Annotated in this window: 13 protein-coding genes; 5 read left to right on the plus strand and 8 right to left on the minus strand. The window is 54.8% G+C overall.

Annotated elements, in window-relative coordinates; translation table 11 throughout:
• Nucleotides 1-39: 39 nt before the first annotated feature.
• From KTJ90_RS12900 to lrp, 6 genes are all read right to left on the minus strand, one after another.
• Nucleotides 40-1,191: an MFS transporter gene (locus KTJ90_RS12900; RefSeq protein WP_003849339.1), complete on the minus strand. Its 1,152-nt coding sequence runs from the start codon at nucleotides 1,189-1,191 to the stop codon at nucleotides 40-42.
• 318 nt (nucleotides 1,192-1,509) lie between these two features.
• Nucleotides 1,510-2,802, minus strand: coding sequence for a serine--tRNA ligase (gene serS, locus KTJ90_RS12905; RefSeq protein ID WP_008925841.1), 1,293 nt, complete (start codon nucleotides 2,800-2,802; stop codon nucleotides 1,510-1,512).
• A 92-nt stretch (nucleotides 2,803-2,894) separates the two neighbouring features.
• The gene (locus KTJ90_RS12910) at nucleotides 2,895-4,238 is read right to left on the minus strand and encodes a replication-associated recombination protein A (RefSeq protein ID WP_003849336.1); all 1,344 of its coding nucleotides are present in this window, start codon (nucleotides 4,236-4,238) and stop codon (nucleotides 2,895-2,897) included.
• 7 nt (nucleotides 4,239-4,245) lie between these two features.
• A complete protein-coding gene (gene lolA / locus KTJ90_RS12915) occupies nucleotides 4,246-4,857 on the minus strand; it encodes an outer membrane lipoprotein periplasmic chaperone LolA (RefSeq protein WP_003849334.1) in 612 nt (203 codons plus the stop codon).
• Nucleotides 4,858-5,035: 178 nt separating this feature from the next.
• The gene (locus KTJ90_RS12920; RefSeq protein ID WP_008925840.1) at nucleotides 5,036-8,575 is read right to left on the minus strand and encodes a DNA translocase FtsK 4TM domain-containing protein; all 3,540 of its coding nucleotides are present in this window, start codon (nucleotides 8,573-8,575) and stop codon (nucleotides 5,036-5,038) included.
• A 118-nt stretch (nucleotides 8,576-8,693) separates the two neighbouring features.
• Nucleotides 8,694-9,188: a leucine-responsive transcriptional regulator Lrp gene (gene lrp, locus KTJ90_RS12925; protein WP_006118610.1), complete on the minus strand. Its 495-nt coding sequence runs from the start codon at nucleotides 9,186-9,188 to the stop codon at nucleotides 8,694-8,696.
• Between the two features lie 520 nt (nucleotides 9,189-9,708).
• On the opposite strand from lrp, the gene trxB reads away from it, so the two are divergent.
• The 5 genes from trxB (at nucleotide 9,709) to infA (ending at nucleotide 15,610) form a co-directional block, all read left to right on the plus strand.
• A complete protein-coding gene (gene trxB / locus KTJ90_RS12930) occupies nucleotides 9,709-10,677 on the plus strand; it encodes a thioredoxin-disulfide reductase (protein ID WP_003849329.1) in 969 nt (322 codons plus the stop codon).
• Nucleotides 10,678-10,820: 143 nt separating this feature from the next.
• The gene (gene cydD, locus KTJ90_RS12935) at nucleotides 10,821-12,590 is read left to right on the plus strand and encodes a heme ABC transporter permease/ATP-binding protein CydD (protein ID WP_375150641.1); all 1,770 of its coding nucleotides are present in this window, start codon (nucleotides 10,821-10,823) and stop codon (nucleotides 12,588-12,590) included.
• Nucleotides 12,590-14,320, plus strand: a complete 1,731-nt coding sequence (cydC, locus tag KTJ90_RS12940) for a cysteine/glutathione ABC transporter ATP-binding protein/permease CydC (protein WP_499024846.1) — start codon at nucleotides 12,590-12,592, stop codon at nucleotides 14,318-14,320. Before cydD ends, cydC begins: the two co-directional genes overlap by 1 nt.
• A gap of 33 nt (nucleotides 14,321-14,353) precedes the next feature.
• Nucleotides 14,354-15,046, plus strand: a complete 693-nt coding sequence (gene aat / locus KTJ90_RS12945) for a leucyl/phenylalanyl-tRNA--protein transferase (RefSeq protein ID WP_187512720.1) — start codon at nucleotides 14,354-14,356, stop codon at nucleotides 15,044-15,046.
• Nucleotides 15,047-15,391: 345 nt separating this feature from the next.
• Nucleotides 15,392-15,610 carry a translation initiation factor IF-1 gene (gene infA, locus KTJ90_RS12950; RefSeq protein WP_002211347.1) on the plus strand — a complete coding sequence of 73 codons (219 nt, stop codon included), beginning with the start codon at nucleotides 15,392-15,394 and terminating at the stop codon, nucleotides 15,608-15,610.
• An 88-nt stretch (nucleotides 15,611-15,698) separates the two neighbouring features.
• Here infA and clpA read toward each other — a convergent pair whose 3' ends face one another.
• Both clpA and clpS read right to left on the minus strand, forming a co-directional pair.
• A complete protein-coding gene (clpA, locus tag KTJ90_RS12955; RefSeq protein WP_003849320.1) occupies nucleotides 15,699-17,975 on the minus strand; it encodes an ATP-dependent Clp protease ATP-binding subunit ClpA in 2,277 nt (758 codons plus the stop codon).
• Nucleotides 17,976-18,027: 52 nt separating this feature from the next.
• On the minus strand, nucleotides 18,028-18,348 hold the full coding sequence (gene clpS / locus KTJ90_RS12960; RefSeq protein WP_003849318.1) for an ATP-dependent Clp protease adapter ClpS: 321 nt from the start codon (nucleotides 18,346-18,348) through the stop codon (nucleotides 18,028-18,030).
• Nucleotides 18,349-18,392: the final 44 nt, after the last annotated feature.

Below are 18,392 nucleotides of genomic sequence, written 5' to 3' on the forward strand. Positions count from 1 at the left end.
AAAAAGGGAGCTTAATGCTCCCTTTTGGCCAAATGGCGATCAGGCATGTGCCACTGGCGTAGCCTGATGATTCGTTTTGCGCAGCAGCATAACCAGATAAATCAGCGCCACAGCCGCGATCATCACGAACAATAGCTGGTCAGAATAATTCTGCATCAGAACAGAGGTCATTGCCGGTCCAGCCAGACTGCCTACGGTATAACTCATCAGCAACGCCTGGTTCATTGCAACCAGCTCATGGTGGGCGACCGTCTCACAAGCCCAGGACATCGCCACCGGATAGAGTGTGAAGCCTGCCAGGCCCAGCACAAACAGCGCAGGCGCCATCGCGGCATTGGTCAACATGGCCATCGCGCCCAGGATAACGACAAAAACCTGAACCCGTAGCACCAGCATGCGACCAAAACGATCGGCCAGGCGGCCAACGGGCCACTGGCCCACAATACCTGCGCTGACCAGCAACGCCATCCAGTAACCGACATTTGCGTCACTCATTCCCTGATGTGACAGGTAAAGCGGCATCAGGCCATAAAGCGAGCCCAGAAGGATGCCAGAGATGATGCAGCCATTAATACCCAGGCGGGAACTACGACGACGCAGCATCGGCCAGATGCGGGCCGGAGCCGCCTCTGTCGCTTCACCATTACTGGAAACGCGGGTAAAGACCAGCGGCAGCACGGCGCAGAAGACCAGCGAGGTTACCCACGGGATCACGCTGAGTAATTCCGTAGAGAGTTTGCTGACCAGTAACTGGCCGGTCACAGTACCGATGTAATAGACAACCATGTAGGCCGCCAGCAGTTGTCCGCGATTACGCACCGTGCCGCTGCACAGAAGTGCGCTCTCAACCACCACCCACATCAGCGCACAGCCGACACCCGCGATGAATCGCATTGAACTCCAGGCCCAGAAGCCCGACATCATCGCCAGGCACAGGGTCGCGACGGCAAACATCACGGTAGCCAGGTAATAGCTGCGATTGAAGCCGTACTGTCTGATTAACCAGCCAGCCAGCAGCGTGCCTGCGAGATTACCGGTGTAATAAGACGAACTTACTATACCCACCTGCCAGGTTGTCAGTAAGTCATGCGTCAGCCACAGTGGAACGAGCGTATTCAGCACGGCAATTGCGACAGTCATTAACATCAGGCCGCAAAGCAGCAGTATCACGGGGCGTGACCAGGTTGACATAGGGGATAGAAACCAGAGCAAATGAAGGAAATTGCGCGCAGTTTGCCATTAGCTTTTTTAAAGTCAATGGAAGGAATTTAACGGCAGCACATTTTGCTGGCCGACAATTTAATTTACTAATCTTCAGTGGGTTACAATCGTCTTGGGCGACATGCGGCTAAATGCTATCTCTATGAAAAATTAGGTTTTTAAGCACTCCAGCACATCTGTTATCGATAACGTTTATTTGTGATTAAATCAGCGCGACATAAATCCTATTTTTCAGATGCAGGACATAAAAAAACCCGGCCATGGCCGGGTCTTAAGATGCCTGATTGCTTAGCCGATAATTTCGACGCCCTTCATGTAAGGGCGTAAAACTTCCGGTACGGCGATACGACCATCTTCCTGCTGATAGTTTTCCAGCACTGCCACCAGGGTACGGCCGACGGCCAGACCTGAACCGTTCAGGGTATGAACCAGACGCGGCTTCTTATCCTGTTTGTTACGGCAACGCGCCTGCATACGACGCGCCTGGAAATCACCCATGTTGGAACAGGATGAGATCTCGCGGTAGGTGTTCTGCGCCGGTAACCAGACTTCCAGATCGTAGGTTTTAGTCGCTCCGAAACCCATATCGCCGGTACAGAGTAAAACCTTGCGGTATGGCAGGTTCAGCAGCTGCAGAACTTTTTCAGCGTGGCCGGTCAGCTCTTCAAGCGCCTCCATAGACTGTTCCGGGGTAACGATCTGCACCATCTCAACTTTGTCGAACTGGTGCATACGGATCAGACCGCGTGTATCACGACCGTAAGAACCCGCTTCGGAACGGAAGCACGGTGTATGTGCGGTGAGTTTAACCGGCAGGGTATCCTCTTCGAGGATCTCGTCACGCACCAGGTTGGTCAGCGGCACTTCCGCGGTAGGAATCAGTGCATAGTTGCTGCTGTCTGACTCCTCTTCCAGCGGACGGGTGTGGAACAGGTCTTCGCCAAACTTAGGCAACTGTCCGGTACCGTAAAGGGTTGCGTGGTTAACCAGGTAAGGCACGGAGGTTTCAAGGTAGCCATGCTGCTCAGTGTGCAGGTCAATCATAAACTGACTCAGTGCACGGTGCAGGCGGGCAATCTGCCCCTGCATGACAACAAAGCGCGAACCGGTCAGTTTCACGGCAGCCGCAAAATCCAGGCCTTTAGCCGCTTCACCCAGCTCAACGTGATCTTTAACCTGGAAACTGAACTCGCGCGGCGTACCCCAGCGGCTCACTTCCTGGTTTTCGCTGTCATCTTTGCCCAGCGGCACTTCGTCTGCTGGAATGTTCGGCATTGCCAGCGCGAAGTCACGAATTTGATTCTGCAGTTCGTCCAGTTCTGCTTTAGCGGCATCCAGGCGTTCGCCCAGCGCATTCACTTCCTGGCGCAGCGGCTCGATGTCTTCCCCACGTGCTTTGGCCTGACCGATGGATTTGGATCGGGAGTTACGCTCTGCCTGCAAATTTTCTGTTTCCACCTGCAGTACTTTGCGACGCTCTTCAAGCGAACGCAGCGTTTCCACATCCAGTTTGTATCCCCGGCGTGCCAGTTTTTCTGCGACTGCGTCTGGCTCGTTACGCAGCAGATTGGGATCGAGCATGCTTATCCTGTGTATAAAAAGTTGGTTGAAAGAAGGGACGCATTCCTGTGGAATGCGTTGAAAACATTGCCCACATTACCGTAAGGTCTGTTTCAGCGGTAGCGTTTTGTCGGGCTATTTTGATCCTGCTCAGCCAGCCAGCTTAGCTTTTCACCAATCTTACCCTCAAGCCCGCGCTGGGTTGGCGTGTAATAGCGCGTGCTGGCCAGTTCCTTTGGAAAATAGACTTCACCGGCAGCATAGGCGTTGGTTTCATCATGAGCATAACGGTACTCTTTGCCCAGCCCCATCTCTTTCATCAGCTTAGTCGGCGCGTTGCGCAAATGTTCCGGCACATCGTAATCAGGATTATCACGCGCATCACGCATCGCAGCTTTAAAGGCGTTATAGACCGCGTTACTTTTCGGCGCACAGGCCAGATATACAATGGCCTGAGCGATGGCGCGCTCCCCTTCTGCCGGACCGACGCGCGTGAAGCAATCCCAGGCTGCAATCGCCACCTGCATACCGCGTGGATCGGCATTGCCGACATCTTCGGAGGCGATAGCCAGCAGCCGGCGTGCCACATAGAGCGGATCGCCGCCTGCGGTGATGATGCGCGCATACCAGTAGAGCGCTGCATCTGGCGCGGAGCCGCGAACCGATTTGTGCAGCGCCGAAATCAGATCGTAAAAACGATCGCCTTTGTTATCAAAACGCGCGGATCGCTCACCCGAGACTTCGTTAAGCAACTGAGGCGTCAGTTCACGCTGACCTGAGGCGGTGGTTTCGGCCATATCTGCCATCATTTCCAGCGTATTCAATGCCCGGCGTGCATCACCATTAACCAGTTCAGCAATCATCCTGCGGGTATTATCCGGCAGCACGATGTCACTCTCGCCATAACCTCGCGCTTTATCCTGCATCGCCTGATCCAGCACCTGCTCAATATCTTCGAGCGTCAGTGATTTCAGCAGGTAAACGCGGGCGCGTGACAGCAATGCGGAGTTAAGTTCGAAAGAGGGATTTTCGGTGGTGGCACCAATAAAGGTGATGGTGCCATCTTCAATATGGGGCAGAAAAGCATCCTGCTGGCTCTTGTTGAACCGATGGACCTCGTCCACAAACAGAATAGTGCGCCGTCCGGCATGTTTGTTCTGTCGGGCACGCTCAATCGCTTCACGGATCTCTTTTACGCCGGAGGTCACTGCAGAGATACGCTCCACATCGGCATTACCGTAATGCGCGATGATCTCAGCCAGCGTGGTTTTGCCGGTCCCGGGCGGTCCCCATAAGATCATTGAATGCAGATGCCCGGCTTCAATCGCACGCGGCAGCGGTTTACCCGCGCCCAGCAGATGCTGCTGACCAATGTACTGTTTCAACGTTTCTGGCCGCATACGTGCGGCCAGAGGTTTGAAATTCTCGGTGGAAAAATCCAGGGACAGGTTACTCACCGTGACCTCACTGACGTTGGTCGTCCACCGTCACGCCTTTTGGCGGTGTGAACGTGAATTTATCCGGGCTGATCGCGCCATTCTGCTGGCTTTTCAGCTGGTAATCGCTGCGCTGACCATCCTGCTCAATCGCGCTGAAGCGGTTAATGGTGCCGCTGGACGTCACCTGAATAGTGAACTGTTTCAGGTTGCCGTCGCTGTTTTTCGGCGTCAGTTCGAAATTGTCACCCTGCTGTTTGATGTTGTATTGCTTCCAGTCGTTTGACTGGTTACGGGCAATCAGCATAAACGGCGTGTTGCTGGTGGCATTCTGCAGCAGGCTGACAGTAGCCTGTTCAACAAACGGGTTGTAGAACCAAAGCGATTTGCCGTCGGAGATGATGATACTTTCGTCCGGTGCGGTCATGTGCCAGTTAAACAGGCTGGGACGTTTAACCCACAACTCGCCTTCGCCGTCCTGCACATTGGCGCCGCTGCTGTCGGTCACTTTTTGCGTGAAGCTGGCGTGGAAGCTGCTGACCTTATTCAGGCGCTGCTGCAGATCACTGGAAGCATCAGCCAATACGCTGGCTGAAGAAAAGGTGGCCAACAGGCCCAGAGCGATTACGCGTAATTTCATCTGCTTCAATTCCTTATTTAAACGTTCCCATCGATAACTGCATTAAGCCTGGTCGCCGTTCCGCCATCAGAACAGAAGAAAAAACCGAAAGCTGATTCAGATATGGGGCTTAACCGTATAAAAAACAATGAGCCAGTCGGAACTGGCTCAGTGAGTAGTGTTTCAAAACATTTAACTGCTACATGTCGTGTGGGGGCGGAGACAGGACTTCACGGTTACCATTGTGGCCTGGTGCAGAGACAATGCCCTGCGCTTCCATCTGCTCAATGATACGTGCCGCACGGTTATAACCAATGCGGAACTGACGCTGAACGCCTGAAATCGATGCTCGACGTTTATCAACCACAAAGCCGACTGCCTGGTCGAACAGCGGATCGAGCTCTTCATCACTGTCGATGCCACCGGCACTTTCGCTCTCTTCGCCCGCGGTAATGCTGTCGATATATTGCGGACGTCCACGCGCTTTCCAGTCCTGAACCACGGCATGCACTTCCTGGTCACGAACAAAGGCACCGTGCACACGAATAGGCAGGGAGGAGTTTGGCGGCATATAGAGCATGTCACCCATCCCCAGCAGTGACTCCGCGCCGCCCTGATCGAGAATGGTACGTGAGTCAATCTTGCTCGACACGGTAAAGGCGATACGCGTCGGGATGTTCGCTTTGATCAGGCCAGTAATCACATCCACGGATGGGCGCTGTGTTGCCAGCACCAGGTGGATACCTGCGGCTCGGGCTTTCTGTGCCAGACGCGCAATCAACTCTTCAACTTTTTTACCCACTGCCATGATCAGGTCGGCAAACTCATCGACCATTACCACGATGTAAGGCAGTTTTTCCAGGACCGGCGGCGTCATATCCATACTGTCGCCCGGCTTCCAGAACGGATCGGGAATCGGACGGCCCATCGCTTCAGCCTGTTCCACTTTCTCGTTGTAACCTGCCAGATTACGCACGCCCAGCGCCGACATCAGCTTATAGCGACGCTCCATTTCGCCAACACTCCAGCGCAGCGCATTGGCGGCATCTTTCATGTCTGTGACGACTTCGGTCAGCAGGTGTGGGATGCCTTCGTAGACCGACAGCTCCAGCATTTTCGGGTCGATCATGATGAAGCGAACTTCTTCCGGCGTCGCCTTATAAAGCATGCTGATAATCATGGCGTTCACACCCACAGATTTACCGGAACCGGTGGTACCGGCTACCAGTAAGTGCGGCATTTTCGCCAGATCGGCGACGACAGGCTGACCCGCAATATCTTTACCCAGCACAACAGCCAGCGGTGACGGATTGTCGCGGAATTTAGGGCAATCCAGTACTTCACGCAGATAGACTGTCTGACGATGCTTGTTAGGCAGTTCCAGACCCACGTAAGGCTTGCCTGGAATCACTTCCACCACACGAACCGCAACCGTGGACAGCGAACGTGCTAAATCACGCGACAGGTTTGAAATACGCGCCGCTTTCACGCCAGGTGCCAGGTCGAGTTCAAAACGGGTAATAACCGGGCCAGGCGAGATGCCAACCACTTCCGCTTTCACACGATAATCACCCAGGCGAGACTCAACCAGACGGGCGGTCTGCTCCAGCGAAAACATGTCCACCGGCTCTTCTTCTTCAGGTGGCGCAGTCAGCAGATCCAGTGAAGGCAGTGGTGTAGACGGTTTCTCCAGAGGCTGTTCATGGCGCATCAGGAACGGATGAATCAGGCTGTCATGCAGCGAAGGTTTCGCTTCTTCAACCGGCTGAGCCGGCACGGCGGCTGGCGAACCATAAGCGGGAGCAGAATAAGCCGGAGCCTGAGAAGCCACTGGCGCACCATAAGCGGGCGCAGAGGGTGCTGCAGGCGCTGCATACACAGGCTCAGACGAGGCTGCTGGCGTACTGTAATCTGATTCTGCCGGGATAAAGCGGTCAGGTGCAGGAACCTGAGCCGGAGCCTGAGGTTGTGAAACCTCACTCACCTGCTGCCATGGTTCGTGTGAAACCGCAGGAGCTTCCGGTTCTGGCGTCGCGGCAATCGTAAACAGCGGTTCAGACGGGCCGTCATCCACCAGATCTTTCATCGGTGAAAAATCAAACGCAGAGGCGGTATCAATATTAAATACCGGATCTTTTTTCACTTCAGGTTCATAGCGCTGTTGCTGCTGCTCGGCGAACTGACGTGCCAGTGCATCCTGATGCTGAGCATCCTGCTCATCTTCCTCGTCCTGCTGCCAGCTGGTGCCATAACGCTGCTGCTGTTCAGACTGGAAGGCCTGACGCAGTTCAGCCTGCTGCAGCGCCTCTTCAGCATCAGGTGCAGCAGAAACTGATCCAGCCGGGGCCGTTTCGCTCTCTTCCGTTTTTGCTTTCTCTTCAGCCATGCGCTGAGAAGGCAATTTAATGCCATAAGAGGCCAGCTCACGACGGGTTGGCAGTTTTACCGGGTTAGGACGCGGTAGCGCCGGTCCGATGCCCTGCTTAACCTGCGGGTTGGGATTGGTTTCAGGGGCTAAATCGAAAACAGGGGCAGTACGCGTGGTCGCCTGGGCCGCAGTGGCAGCGACGGCGGCCGCAGCTGCAGGAGCCGCAGGCATTGCTGGTGTGTCGCGCCAGTTCCCCATTTTAGGTTCATCGTCGTCGTAAGCACTGAACGACGGCGCAGCCGGGGCCTCGTCCGGCATTTCAAAGTGATAAAGCGGTGGTGAGGTCGCAGGTGCAGAAGCACTCTGCGCCGGAGTCGGAGCCGTTGCTGCACCATAGGATGCTGGCGCGCTCTGCACGGCCGCAGGCGCGGGTTGTGCCGTCGGCGATGCTGGCATAGCTGCAGGCGCAGATGCCGCCGCAGAAGACGCTGCAACAGCGGCAGGCGTTACCGGAGCGGCCGGCGCGAGCGTCACCTCTGCGGCTTCCGCCGTTGCCGCTACCGCCGCGCTGGTTGCTGCTGCCGCTTTAGCCAGCAGAGGATCCGGCTGTGACGCCGCAGGCTGGGCGGCTGCACGTGGAGCAGAAAGCAGCACATCTTCATCTTCATCCTGATCGGCAGCATGCAGTTCAGGCACATCCGCGTATTCATGCGCGTCCTGCTCGTCATCCTCTTCCTGCCAGGGTTCATCGTGACGTGAACGGTTGCTGGCAAACGTCAGCACACCCATCACCACGCCACCAATTCTTTCTGCGATGGTGAGCCATGACCAGCCGGTGTAAAGGGTAATGCCCGCCGCCCAGACGCAAAGCAGCATAAGCGTGCCACCCGCTGGACTGAACCAGGGGGCAATCGCATTACTCACCAGGCTACCAATCACGCCGCCTGAGGCGAAGTACCAGATATCATCGGCATTTAGCGCCGCCATACCACAGGTCGTCACCACCAGTGCCAGGACGCCAATTAAGCGCAGCCCGACAGCAAAGTAGTCAAAGTAGTCCTGGCTGTCGCGCTGACGGAAAGCAATCCAGCACAGACCCAGGATGACGGGCGGAATGGCGTACGCCATCACACCAAAGATGAAGAGTAAGGTGTCAGCCAGCCAGGCACCGACGCTGCCGCCGATATTGTGGATAGGTTCATGCCAGGCCGTTTGCGACCAGCTCGGGTCGGAAGGGTTAAAACTGACTAAAGAAACCATCAGGTAGATGGCAAACAACGCCACCAGAATAAGCAACGCTTCCAGCAGACGACGTCCACTGCTCAGCGATTGTAACGAAACGTCTTTATCTTCTGTATATTCCTGGCTCAAGAGGACTCTCCAGGTGCCTGTAAAGTAAGAAGCAACAGCGCCGGGCGAGCCCGACGCTGATCCTGTATGAATTCACAGGAGTGTACCGAAATCTAACAGGTTTTGCACCTGCCCCGCATCAGCGGGTTTTGATCACCAGTCGATTGCTCTGTTTGACCTCTTCCATCACCACGTAAGTTCGCGTGTCGTTTACGCCTGGCAGGCGCAACAGGGTTTCACCCAGCAACTTACGGTAGGCAGACATATCAGGTACGCGCGTTTTCAGCAGGTAGTCGAAATCGCCGGAAACGAGGTGACACTCTTGAGTTTCCTCAAGTTTTTGCACAGCGGCGTTAAATTGCTCAAACACATCCGGCGCACCACGATTCAGAGTAATCTCAACGAATACCAGTAGAGATGCATCAAGGTAGTGCGGGTTCAACTGCGCGGTATAGCCAAGAATAAATCCCTGACGTTCAAGACGACGCACGCGTTCAAGACATGGCGTAGGCGATAAGCCTACGCGTTTGGAAAGCTCTACGTTTGAAATGCGACCATCTTTCTGAAGTTCATTCAGAATGTTCCTGTCAATTCTGTCGAGATCTTTTCCGGGGCGTTTCTTATTGTCTACCATTATTATTGTCTCTCTTAATTCCTTCCCTTTACCTGCCACGCCCTGAAAACGCTCATTGTTCGGGGCATTTCTGAAGTGAGCTAACAGAGCCTGTGTTCTGAAATCTATCGACATGACGCATATTGTCTGTCCACATCATGCGTCATTATCCATATCAGGCTGCTTTTATTCGGCGTTAAGTGCAAAACAGGCGAGGAAAACCTGTTTTGTTCCGATAAATGTTATTCGCTTCTGATAATGTTTTCGCAAAAGCGCAGGCGATTGTCAAAGTAAAATCACCAAATTCAGGACAAGATGCCAGACAGTTAGCTGGGTATCTGTTTTTAAATGAGTATTTTTGCACTTTTGCACCCATTCAGCCCGAGTTTTGCCCCCTTTTGGCGCATTCGCCAGGCAAAAATGCCGTTCATCGTCTACGCCATTTGCAGCTATCGTTAACAAAATTGGCTAAGCCTTGTCATTGTCGCCGGATATTCCCTACAATCGCAGGCTATGTCAGCCGAATGAAACTGAGGAACGCATGAGTACGGCCAAACACAGTAAGTTACTCATTCTGGGCTCTGGCCCAGCGGGTTATACCGCAGCCGTTTATGCTGCACGCGCCAACCTGAACCCCGTATTGATCACGGGTCTGGAAAAAGGCGGACAGCTGACCACGACCACTGAAGTGGAAAACTGGCCGGGCGACCCGCACGATCTGACAGGTCCATCGCTGATGGAGCGCATGCACGAGCATGCCGAAAAATTCAATACTGAGATCATTTTTGATCACATCCACACGGTGGATCTGCAGAATCGTCCGTTCCGCCTCACTGGCGATAGCGGCGAATACACAGCAGATGCGCTTATCATCGCAACGGGTGCGTCGGCACGTTATCTGGGCCTGCCATCTGAAGAGGCGTTCAAAGGCAAAGGCGTTTCTGCCTGCGCAACCTGTGACGGCTTTTTCTATCGCAATCAGAAAGTCGCGGTGATTGGCGGTGGCAACACGGCCGTTGAAGAAGCACTTTATCTGGCGAACATTGCCGCTGAAGTGCACCTGATTCACCGTCGTGACAGCTTCCGCGCTGAGAAGATCCTGATTGACCGCCTGATGGAAAAAGTGCGTAACGGCAATATCGTGCTGCACACTCATCGCACGCTTGAAGAAGTGGTAGGCGATCAGATGGGCGTGACAGGTCTGACGCTGCGTTCTACCCAGAACAGTGATGAGACGGAAGCACTGGAAGTGGCGGGTCTGTTTGTTGCTATCGGGCACAGCCCGAATACGGCCATCTTTGAAGGTCAGCTGGCGCTGGAGAACGGATACATCAAAGTTCAGTCCGGTTTACACGGCAACGCCACCCAGACCAGCATCCCTGGCGTTTTTGCAGCAGGTGATGTGATGGACCATATCTATCGTCAGGCGATTACCTCTGCGGGCACTGGCTGCATGGCTGCGTTAGACGCTGAGCGTTTTCTTGACGGGTTAGTTAAAAACGATCAGTAAGTTGTTAACCCTCTGATCTCAAATGTTCCAGGCGACGGTTTTTCCGTCGCCTTTTTTATTGCTCTCATGCTAGATTCTTGCGCCTGAAGAGATGGAAATGTCTTTCCATTTTCCCCCATCATCGATATTTATCATGGTCTCGCATGGACAAATCGCGGCAGCAGCATCTTACCCGCTGGCTTCGTCAGCAACGTCGTTTCGCCGGTCGCTGGTTGCGACTCAACACGCTGCTCGGCACGGCGAGTGCACTGCTGATCATTGCCCAGGCCGGTTTACTGGCCTCGCTGCTTCAGGCGCTGATTATTGATCAACAGCCGCGCGAAACGCTGACGGTCAGCATCCTGCTATTACTGCTCTGCTTTGTGCTCCGTGCCCTGATTAACTACGCCCGCGAACTGACCGGTTACCGTGCCGGGCAGGCTATCCGCCAGGCTTTACGACAGCAGGTTCTTGACCGGTTATCTGATCTCGGCCCGGCGTGGATTCAGGGAAGGCCAGCCGGTAGCTGGGCAACGCTGTTGCTGGAACAGATCGAAGAGATGCAGGAGTATTACGCCCGTTATCTGCCGCAGATGACACTGGCAGTCGTGATCCCCTGCTGCATTCTGCTGACCATTTTCCCGTTGAACTGGACGGCAGGTCTGATTCTTTTTGCCACCGCGCCGTTGATACCGCTGTTTATGGCGCTGGCTGGAATGGGTGCTGCCGAGGCCAACCGCCGAAACTTTCTGGTACTGGCTCGCCTGAGCGGGAATTTTCTGGACCGCCTGCGCGGCAGAGAGACGCTGCGACTGTTTCATCGTGGTGAAGCAGAGCAGCAGGCCGTTGCCGCCGCCACCACCGATTTTCGCCAGCACACCATGGAAGTGCTGCGCCTCGCCTTTCTCTCCTCCGCCGTACTGGAGTTTTTTGCCTCGTTAGCGATTGCCGTGGTGGCCGTCTATTTTGGTTTCTCCTATCTGGGCGAATTGCATTTCGGTGATTATGGCCAGGGCGTGACGCTGTTTGCCGGCTTCCTGGTGCTGATCCTTGCCCCGGAGTTTTTCCAGCCACTGCGCGATCTCGGTGCGTTCTATCACGCCAAAGCGCAGGCGGTGGGCGGTGCCGATGCGCTTGAAGCCTTTATGCAGGCGACGCCCGACGCCGCGCCGCAGAGAGGCCAGCGCCCTTTCACTACCGATCACGCCATCGCGATAAGCGCTGACGATCTGTGTGTCTGCGCACCTGATGGCCAGGTGCTGTGTGGCCCTCTTACTTTTACCATTGCCGCGGGTGAGCAGATTGCGCTGGTCGGTCAAAGCGGGGCGGGTAAAACGGCACTGATGAACGCTCTGCTCGGGTTTCTGCCCTATCAGGGCTCGCTGAAAGCCAATGGCGTCGAACTGCGCGATATACGACGGAGCGACTGGCATCAGCAACTGAGTTGGGTAGGACAGAATCCTCAATTACCGGCCAGCACCTTGCGCGACAACATCCTGATGAATACCACCTGGGACAGCGAGCGCTTTGCAGCACTGCTGGAAGCGTGCGGCATTAATGAGTTCCTGCCGCGTCTGCCCCTGGGCATTGAGACCCCGCCTGGCGATGGCGGTCATCAGCTGTCGGTGGGCCAGGCGCAACGGGTCGCGGTTGCACGTGCACTCTATAAAACCTCACATTTTTTGCTGCTTGATGAACCGGCCGCCAGCCTGGATGCACTCAGCGAACGCCATGTGATGCTGGCGCTGAACGAGGCGGCAGATCGGCAGACCACACTGATGATTACTCATCAGATCGATACGCTGAGCCGCTGGCAGAGCCTATGGGTGATGGAAGCGGGTAAGCTGGTTCAACAGGGTAACTGGCAGCAGCTGTCACAACAGCCAGGTGCCTTTAGCGAGATGCTGAAGCATCGCCAACAGGAGATCCGCTGATGTCCGCCTTGCGTCCTTTTCTTCGTCTCTGGTTGCGCCACCCTTTTCGCCTGACGCTGGGCATCGTGCTGGCGATTGTTACCCTGCTGGCCAGCATTGGCCTGCTGACGCTCTCTGGCTGGTTTCTGGCCGCCTCGTCAGTGGCCGGTGTCGCGGGTCTCTATACCTTTAACTACATGCTGCCTGCGGCGGGCGTCCGTGGCGCAGCCATCATTCGCACCGCCGCACGCTATGCTGAGCGGCTGGTCAGCCACGATGCAACGTTCAGGGTGCTTCAGCATCTGCGTGTCCACACGTTCAGCCGTCTGATGGCCCTTTCTCCCGGCCAGCTCTCGCGATTCCGGCAGGCGGACCTGCTCAACCGCTTTGTGGCTGATGTCGATACGCTGGATCATCTCTATCTGCGCGTCATCTCGCCACTGCTTGGCGCTTTTATCGTGAGTGTCGTGGTGACCTTCGGGATGAGTTTTATCAATTTTCATCTGGCACTGACGCTGGGCGGCATCATGTTGAGTACGCTGGTACTGATGCCAGCCCTGTTTTATCGTCTGGGATCGCCGGCAGGTGTTGCCATTGCCCAGGGTCGTGCCCACTGGCGCTTACAACTGATGCAGTGGCTGGCGGCCCAGGCTGAACTGACATTGTACGGTGCCTCGCAGGGATGGCGACAGCAACTCGATGAAGATGAACAGCGCTGGCAGCAGGCACAAAGTCAACAACAACGCTTACAGGCCGCCGCACAGAGTCTGCTGCTGCTGATCAGCGGTGTAACGGTCACACTGCTGCTCTGGCTGAGTGCCGCCACCATCAGCGAACAGCAGTTACCCGGTTCGCTGATTGCGCTGGTGGTGTTTTGCGCCCTGGCCGCCTTTGAAGCGCTGGCACCGGTAGCAGGCGCCTTCCTGCCTATGTCACAGGTGATAAACGCCGCTCAGAGAGTCAATGACATTATCGACCAGTCTCCTGCGATCACTTTCCCGGCACATTCCGAGGCCCGACCGGGACCTCTTTCGATCGGGATCGATCAGCTCGACTTCAGCTATCCCGACCGTCCGGATAAGGTGCTAAACCGCTGTACCCTCTCCATAGCAGCCGGTGAGCATATTGCGCTGCTGGGGCCGACCGGCTGCGGAAAATCAACATTGCTGGCGCTGTTAACCCGTGGCTGGGAGAGCCAGCACGGCGTTATCAGTTTAAATGATCGGCCGATTCGCGAATGGTCAGAACCCGCGTTGCGCCAGCGCATCAGCGTGGTAACGCAGCGGGTTCACCTCTTCAGCCAGAGCCTGCGCGATAATTTACTGCTGGCTTGCCCTGATGCCAGTGATGAGCAGTTAACTCGCGCACTCAACGACGTCGGCCTGCAGCGCCTGCTTGAAAATCAGGAAGGCCTGAACGCCTGGATGGGGGAAGGCGGTCGCCCGCTGTCAGGCGGCGAACTGCGGCGGCTGGCGCTGGCGCGCGCATTATTGCACGATGGCGATCTCTGGCTGCTGGATGAACCTACTGAAGGGCTGGATGCCACTACCGAGCAGCATATTCTGACGCTGCTCCAGGAGTTGACCGCCGGGAAGACGATGATCATGGTCACGCATCGTCTCAGCGGCCTGGAGCTGATGGATCGCATCTGCGTAATGGATAATGGTGCCATTGTTGAACAGGGTAGCCATGCGGAATTAATCTCAAAAGCGGGCCGCTACTGGCGTTTCCGGCAGCGGATTGCGTTATAGTCATAGCGAAATGCTGATGAGTAACGCAACGCGATGAGACTGGTACAACTGTCACGGGAATCTCTGCAATTTCCCCCACCTGAAATGGCACTTCGTGAGCCAAATGGCTTACTGGCTATGGGTGGGGATCTCTCCCCTGCCCGGCTGCTAAATGCTTATCAGTGCGGCATCTTTCCATGGTTTTCCCCCGGCGATCCCATCCTCTGGTGGTCACCCGATCCCCGAGCAGTCCTGTTGCCCGAGCAGTTTCACCTGAGTCGTAGCATGAAACGCTTTCACAGCCGTTCACCTTATCGGGTAACGATGAACGAGTCATTCGACGAGGTGATCGAGGGCTGCGCTACCGGTCGCGAAGAAGGCACCTGGATTACTTTTGAAATGAAGCGCGCCTGGTTGCGATTGTATGAGCTGGGCCATGCCCACTCCATTGAAGTGTGGGATGAACATCAGCTGGTGGGTGGCATGTACGGGCTGGCGATGGGGCAAATCTTCTGCGGCGAATCGATGTTCAGCCGTCAGCAGAATGCCTCTAAAACCGCACTTTGGGTATTTTGTCAGCATTTTATCCGACATCAGGGCCGTCTGGTGGATTGCCAGGTGCTTAATCCCCACACCGCGTCATTAGGCGCGCAGGAGATCCCGCGCGCTGATTATCTGCTATATGTACAAAGCCTTGCCAGTCAGCCGGTCAGCGATGGATGCTGGCAGACACAAACGCTTTTTTAGTGCTACTGAGATGTTTTGCACACATAAAGGCGCATAAGTGGTATAATAGTCGAGTTTGGTATGTCGTCCGCGCTTCGCAATAACGAGCCGGAATTGCCAGGCTGGGAATCTCAACGCACTCTCGGAACTGTTTTCAATCGTGCGCGTGTTACCGGTTGATACAGATTCTTAGCCCGCTAATCCCCTGCAGACGCCACCATAAACACCCTAATTTTACCGGATGCACGTAACTGACGTGCACCCCGGCAAAGCGTTGGCAAAATCGCCGACGGTTCTTTACATAAATCGTTGAATTGGGCATTATCTTGCCGGTTCAACTGAAAGGTAGTACACCCAGAGGATTCGATGGCCAAAGAAGACAATATTGAAATGCAAGGTACCGTACTGGATACGTTACCTAACACCATGTTCCGCGTAGAACTTGAGAACGGACACGTGGTCACTGCTCACATCTCCGGTAAAATGCGCAAAAACTACATCCGCATCCTGACGGGTGACAAAGTGACCGTTGAGTTGACCCCGTACGACCTGAGCAAAGGCCGCATTGTCTTCCGTAGTCGCTAATTTGCAGTAACTTCATCGCTCTGCATGTTGAAGCGATAAAAAAGGCCGGATATCAATATCCGGCCTTTTTCACATCTGCAGCAAGTGATTAGTGCACAGTGCCTTCGGTTTTGCGTTTCTCAGCACTCAGGAAGTGATAGGTCAGTTCACCTTTCTCACGATCCAGCGCAACAGATACTGAGCCACCATCCACCAGCGAACCAAACAGCAGTTCATTGGCTAACGGTTTCTTCAGGCTGTCCTGCACGGTGCGCGCCATCGGACGTGCACCCATCGCTTTGTCATAGCCCTTCTCAGCCAGCCAGTCGCGCGCTTCATCGCTGACTTCCAGCGACACACCTTTCGCATCCAGCTGCGCCTGCAACTCGACAATAAACTTGTCGACCACCTGATGGATCACCGCTGGTGACAGGTGACTGAACCAGATGATGTTGTCGAGACGGTTACGGAACTCTGGCGTAAAGATCTTTTTGATCTCTTCCATCGCATCGGTGCTGTTGTCCTGATGAATCAGGCCAATCGACTTACGTTCCGTCTCACGCACACCGGCGTTGGTGGTCATCACCAGCACCACGTTGCGGAAGTCCGCTTTGCGACCGTTGTTATCTGTCAGCATGCCGTTATCCATCACCTGCAGCAGCAGGTTGAAGACATCCGGGTGCGCTTTCTCGATCTCATCCAGTAACACCACCGCATGTGGATGCTTGATCACCGCATCCGTCAGCAGACCGCCCTGATCAAAACCGACGTAGCCCGGAGGTGCACCAATCAGACGACTGACGGTGTGACGCTCCATGTACTCGGACATATCAAAACGCAGCAGCTCAATACCCAGCGCTTTCGCCAGCTGCACAGTCACTTCCGTTTTACCCACACCGGTTGGCCCGGCAAACAGGAAGGAACCAACTGGCTTGCGATCCTGACCCAGACCGGCGCGGCTCATTTTGATCGCTTCCGTCAGCACCTCAATGGCTTTGTCCTGTCCAAACACCAGCATCTTGAGCCGTTCGCCCAGATTTCTCAGTGTATCGCGATCGGTTGCTGACACACTTTGTTCAGGAATACGGGCAATGCGGGCCACCACAGTTTCAATGTCAGAAACATTGATGGTTTTCTTACGTTTGCTGGCAGGCATCAGGCGCGCACGCGCACCCGCTTCATCAATCACGTCAATCGCCTTGTCAGGCAGATGACGGTCGTTGATATATTTCACTGCCAGTTCCACCGCTGCACGCACCGCTTTCGCGGTATACCGCACATCATGGTGGGCTTCATACTTGGTCTTCAGGCCGCTCAGGATCTGCACGGTTTCTTCAACAGAAGGCTCAGTGATATCGATCTTCTGGAAACGACGCGCCAGAGCACGATCTTTTTCGAAGATGTTGCTGAATTCCTGATACGTGGTAGACCCCATTACCCGAATCTTACCGCCAGAAAGTAACGGTTTAATCAGGTTCGCTGCGTCTACCTGGCCACCTGATGCCGCACCCGCACCAATGATGGTATGGATCTCATCAATAAACAGAATGCTGTGTTCGTCCTGCTCCAGCTGTTTCAGTAGCGCTTTGAAGCGTTTCTCAAAGTCACCACGATATTTGGTGCCTGCCAGCAGTGAACCAATATCCAGCGAGTAGATAGTGCAATCTTTCATCACTTCCGGTACATCGCCCTGCTCGATACGCCAGGCGAGACCTTCTGCGATAGCCGTTTTACCGACACCGGATTCCCCCACCAGCAGCGGGTTGTTTTTACGGCGACGGCACAGCACCTGAATAGTACGTTCCAGCTCTCTGTCGCGACCAATCAGTGGATCAATCCCACCGACGCGAGCAAGCTGATTAAGATTGGTGGTGAAGTTTTCCATACGATCCTCCCCGCCTGCTTGCTCTTCGTTAACCGGGTTTTCAGCGCCTGGCGCCTGGCCCGGTTCGTCTTTGCGCGTACCGTGAGAGATGAAATTCACCACATCAAGGCGGCTGACTTCATGTTTGCGTAACAGATAGGCCGCTTGCGACTCCTGCTCGCTGAAGATGGCGACCAGCACATTCGCCCCGGTGACTTCACTGCGACCGGATGACTGGACATGGAAAACCGCGCGCTGCAGAACGCGCTGGAAGCTGAGCGTTGGTTGAGTATCACGCTCCTCCTCACTGGCAGGCAGCACCGGTGTGGTTTGTTCGATGAAGGCTTCGAGTTCCTGCCGCAGAGCCACCATGTCCACCGTACAGGCTTCCAGTGCCTCTCTGGCCGACGGGTTACTGAGCAATGCCAGTAACAGATGCTCGACGGTCATAAACTCATGACGGTGCTCACGCGCTCTGGCGAAAGCCATATTTAAACTGAGTTCCAGTTCTTGATTGAGCATTAGGCACCTCCCCCAATTATCGCCCTTACCTGTTTCCTATATGGAGACGGGCTCAGGCTTTTTCCAGCGTACACAGCAACGGATGATGGTTTTCCCGCGCATAATTGTTCACCTGGGCCGCTTTTGTTTCGGCGACTTCTGCAGTAAATACACCACAGATCGCCTTGCCGTGATAGTGAACTTTCAACATCAGCTGCGTTGCACGTTCAACATCATAAGAAAAGAACTTTTGCACGACGTCAATAACAAATTCCATAGGTGTATAATCGTCATTATTCAGAATGACTTTATACATAGAAGGCGGCTTTAACCCTTCACGTACTTTGTCTTCGGCCAGATGTTCAAAGTTAAGCCAGTCGTTTGTGTTTGCCATAGTGTTCCGTTGAGATTTTGCTTTTAGCCTTTAAGTGGCTACAT

The sequence above is a fragment of the Pantoea jilinensis genome, assembly GCF_019104105.1.
Lineage (GTDB): Bacteria > Pseudomonadota > Gammaproteobacteria > Enterobacterales > Enterobacteriaceae > Pantoea > Pantoea eucalypti.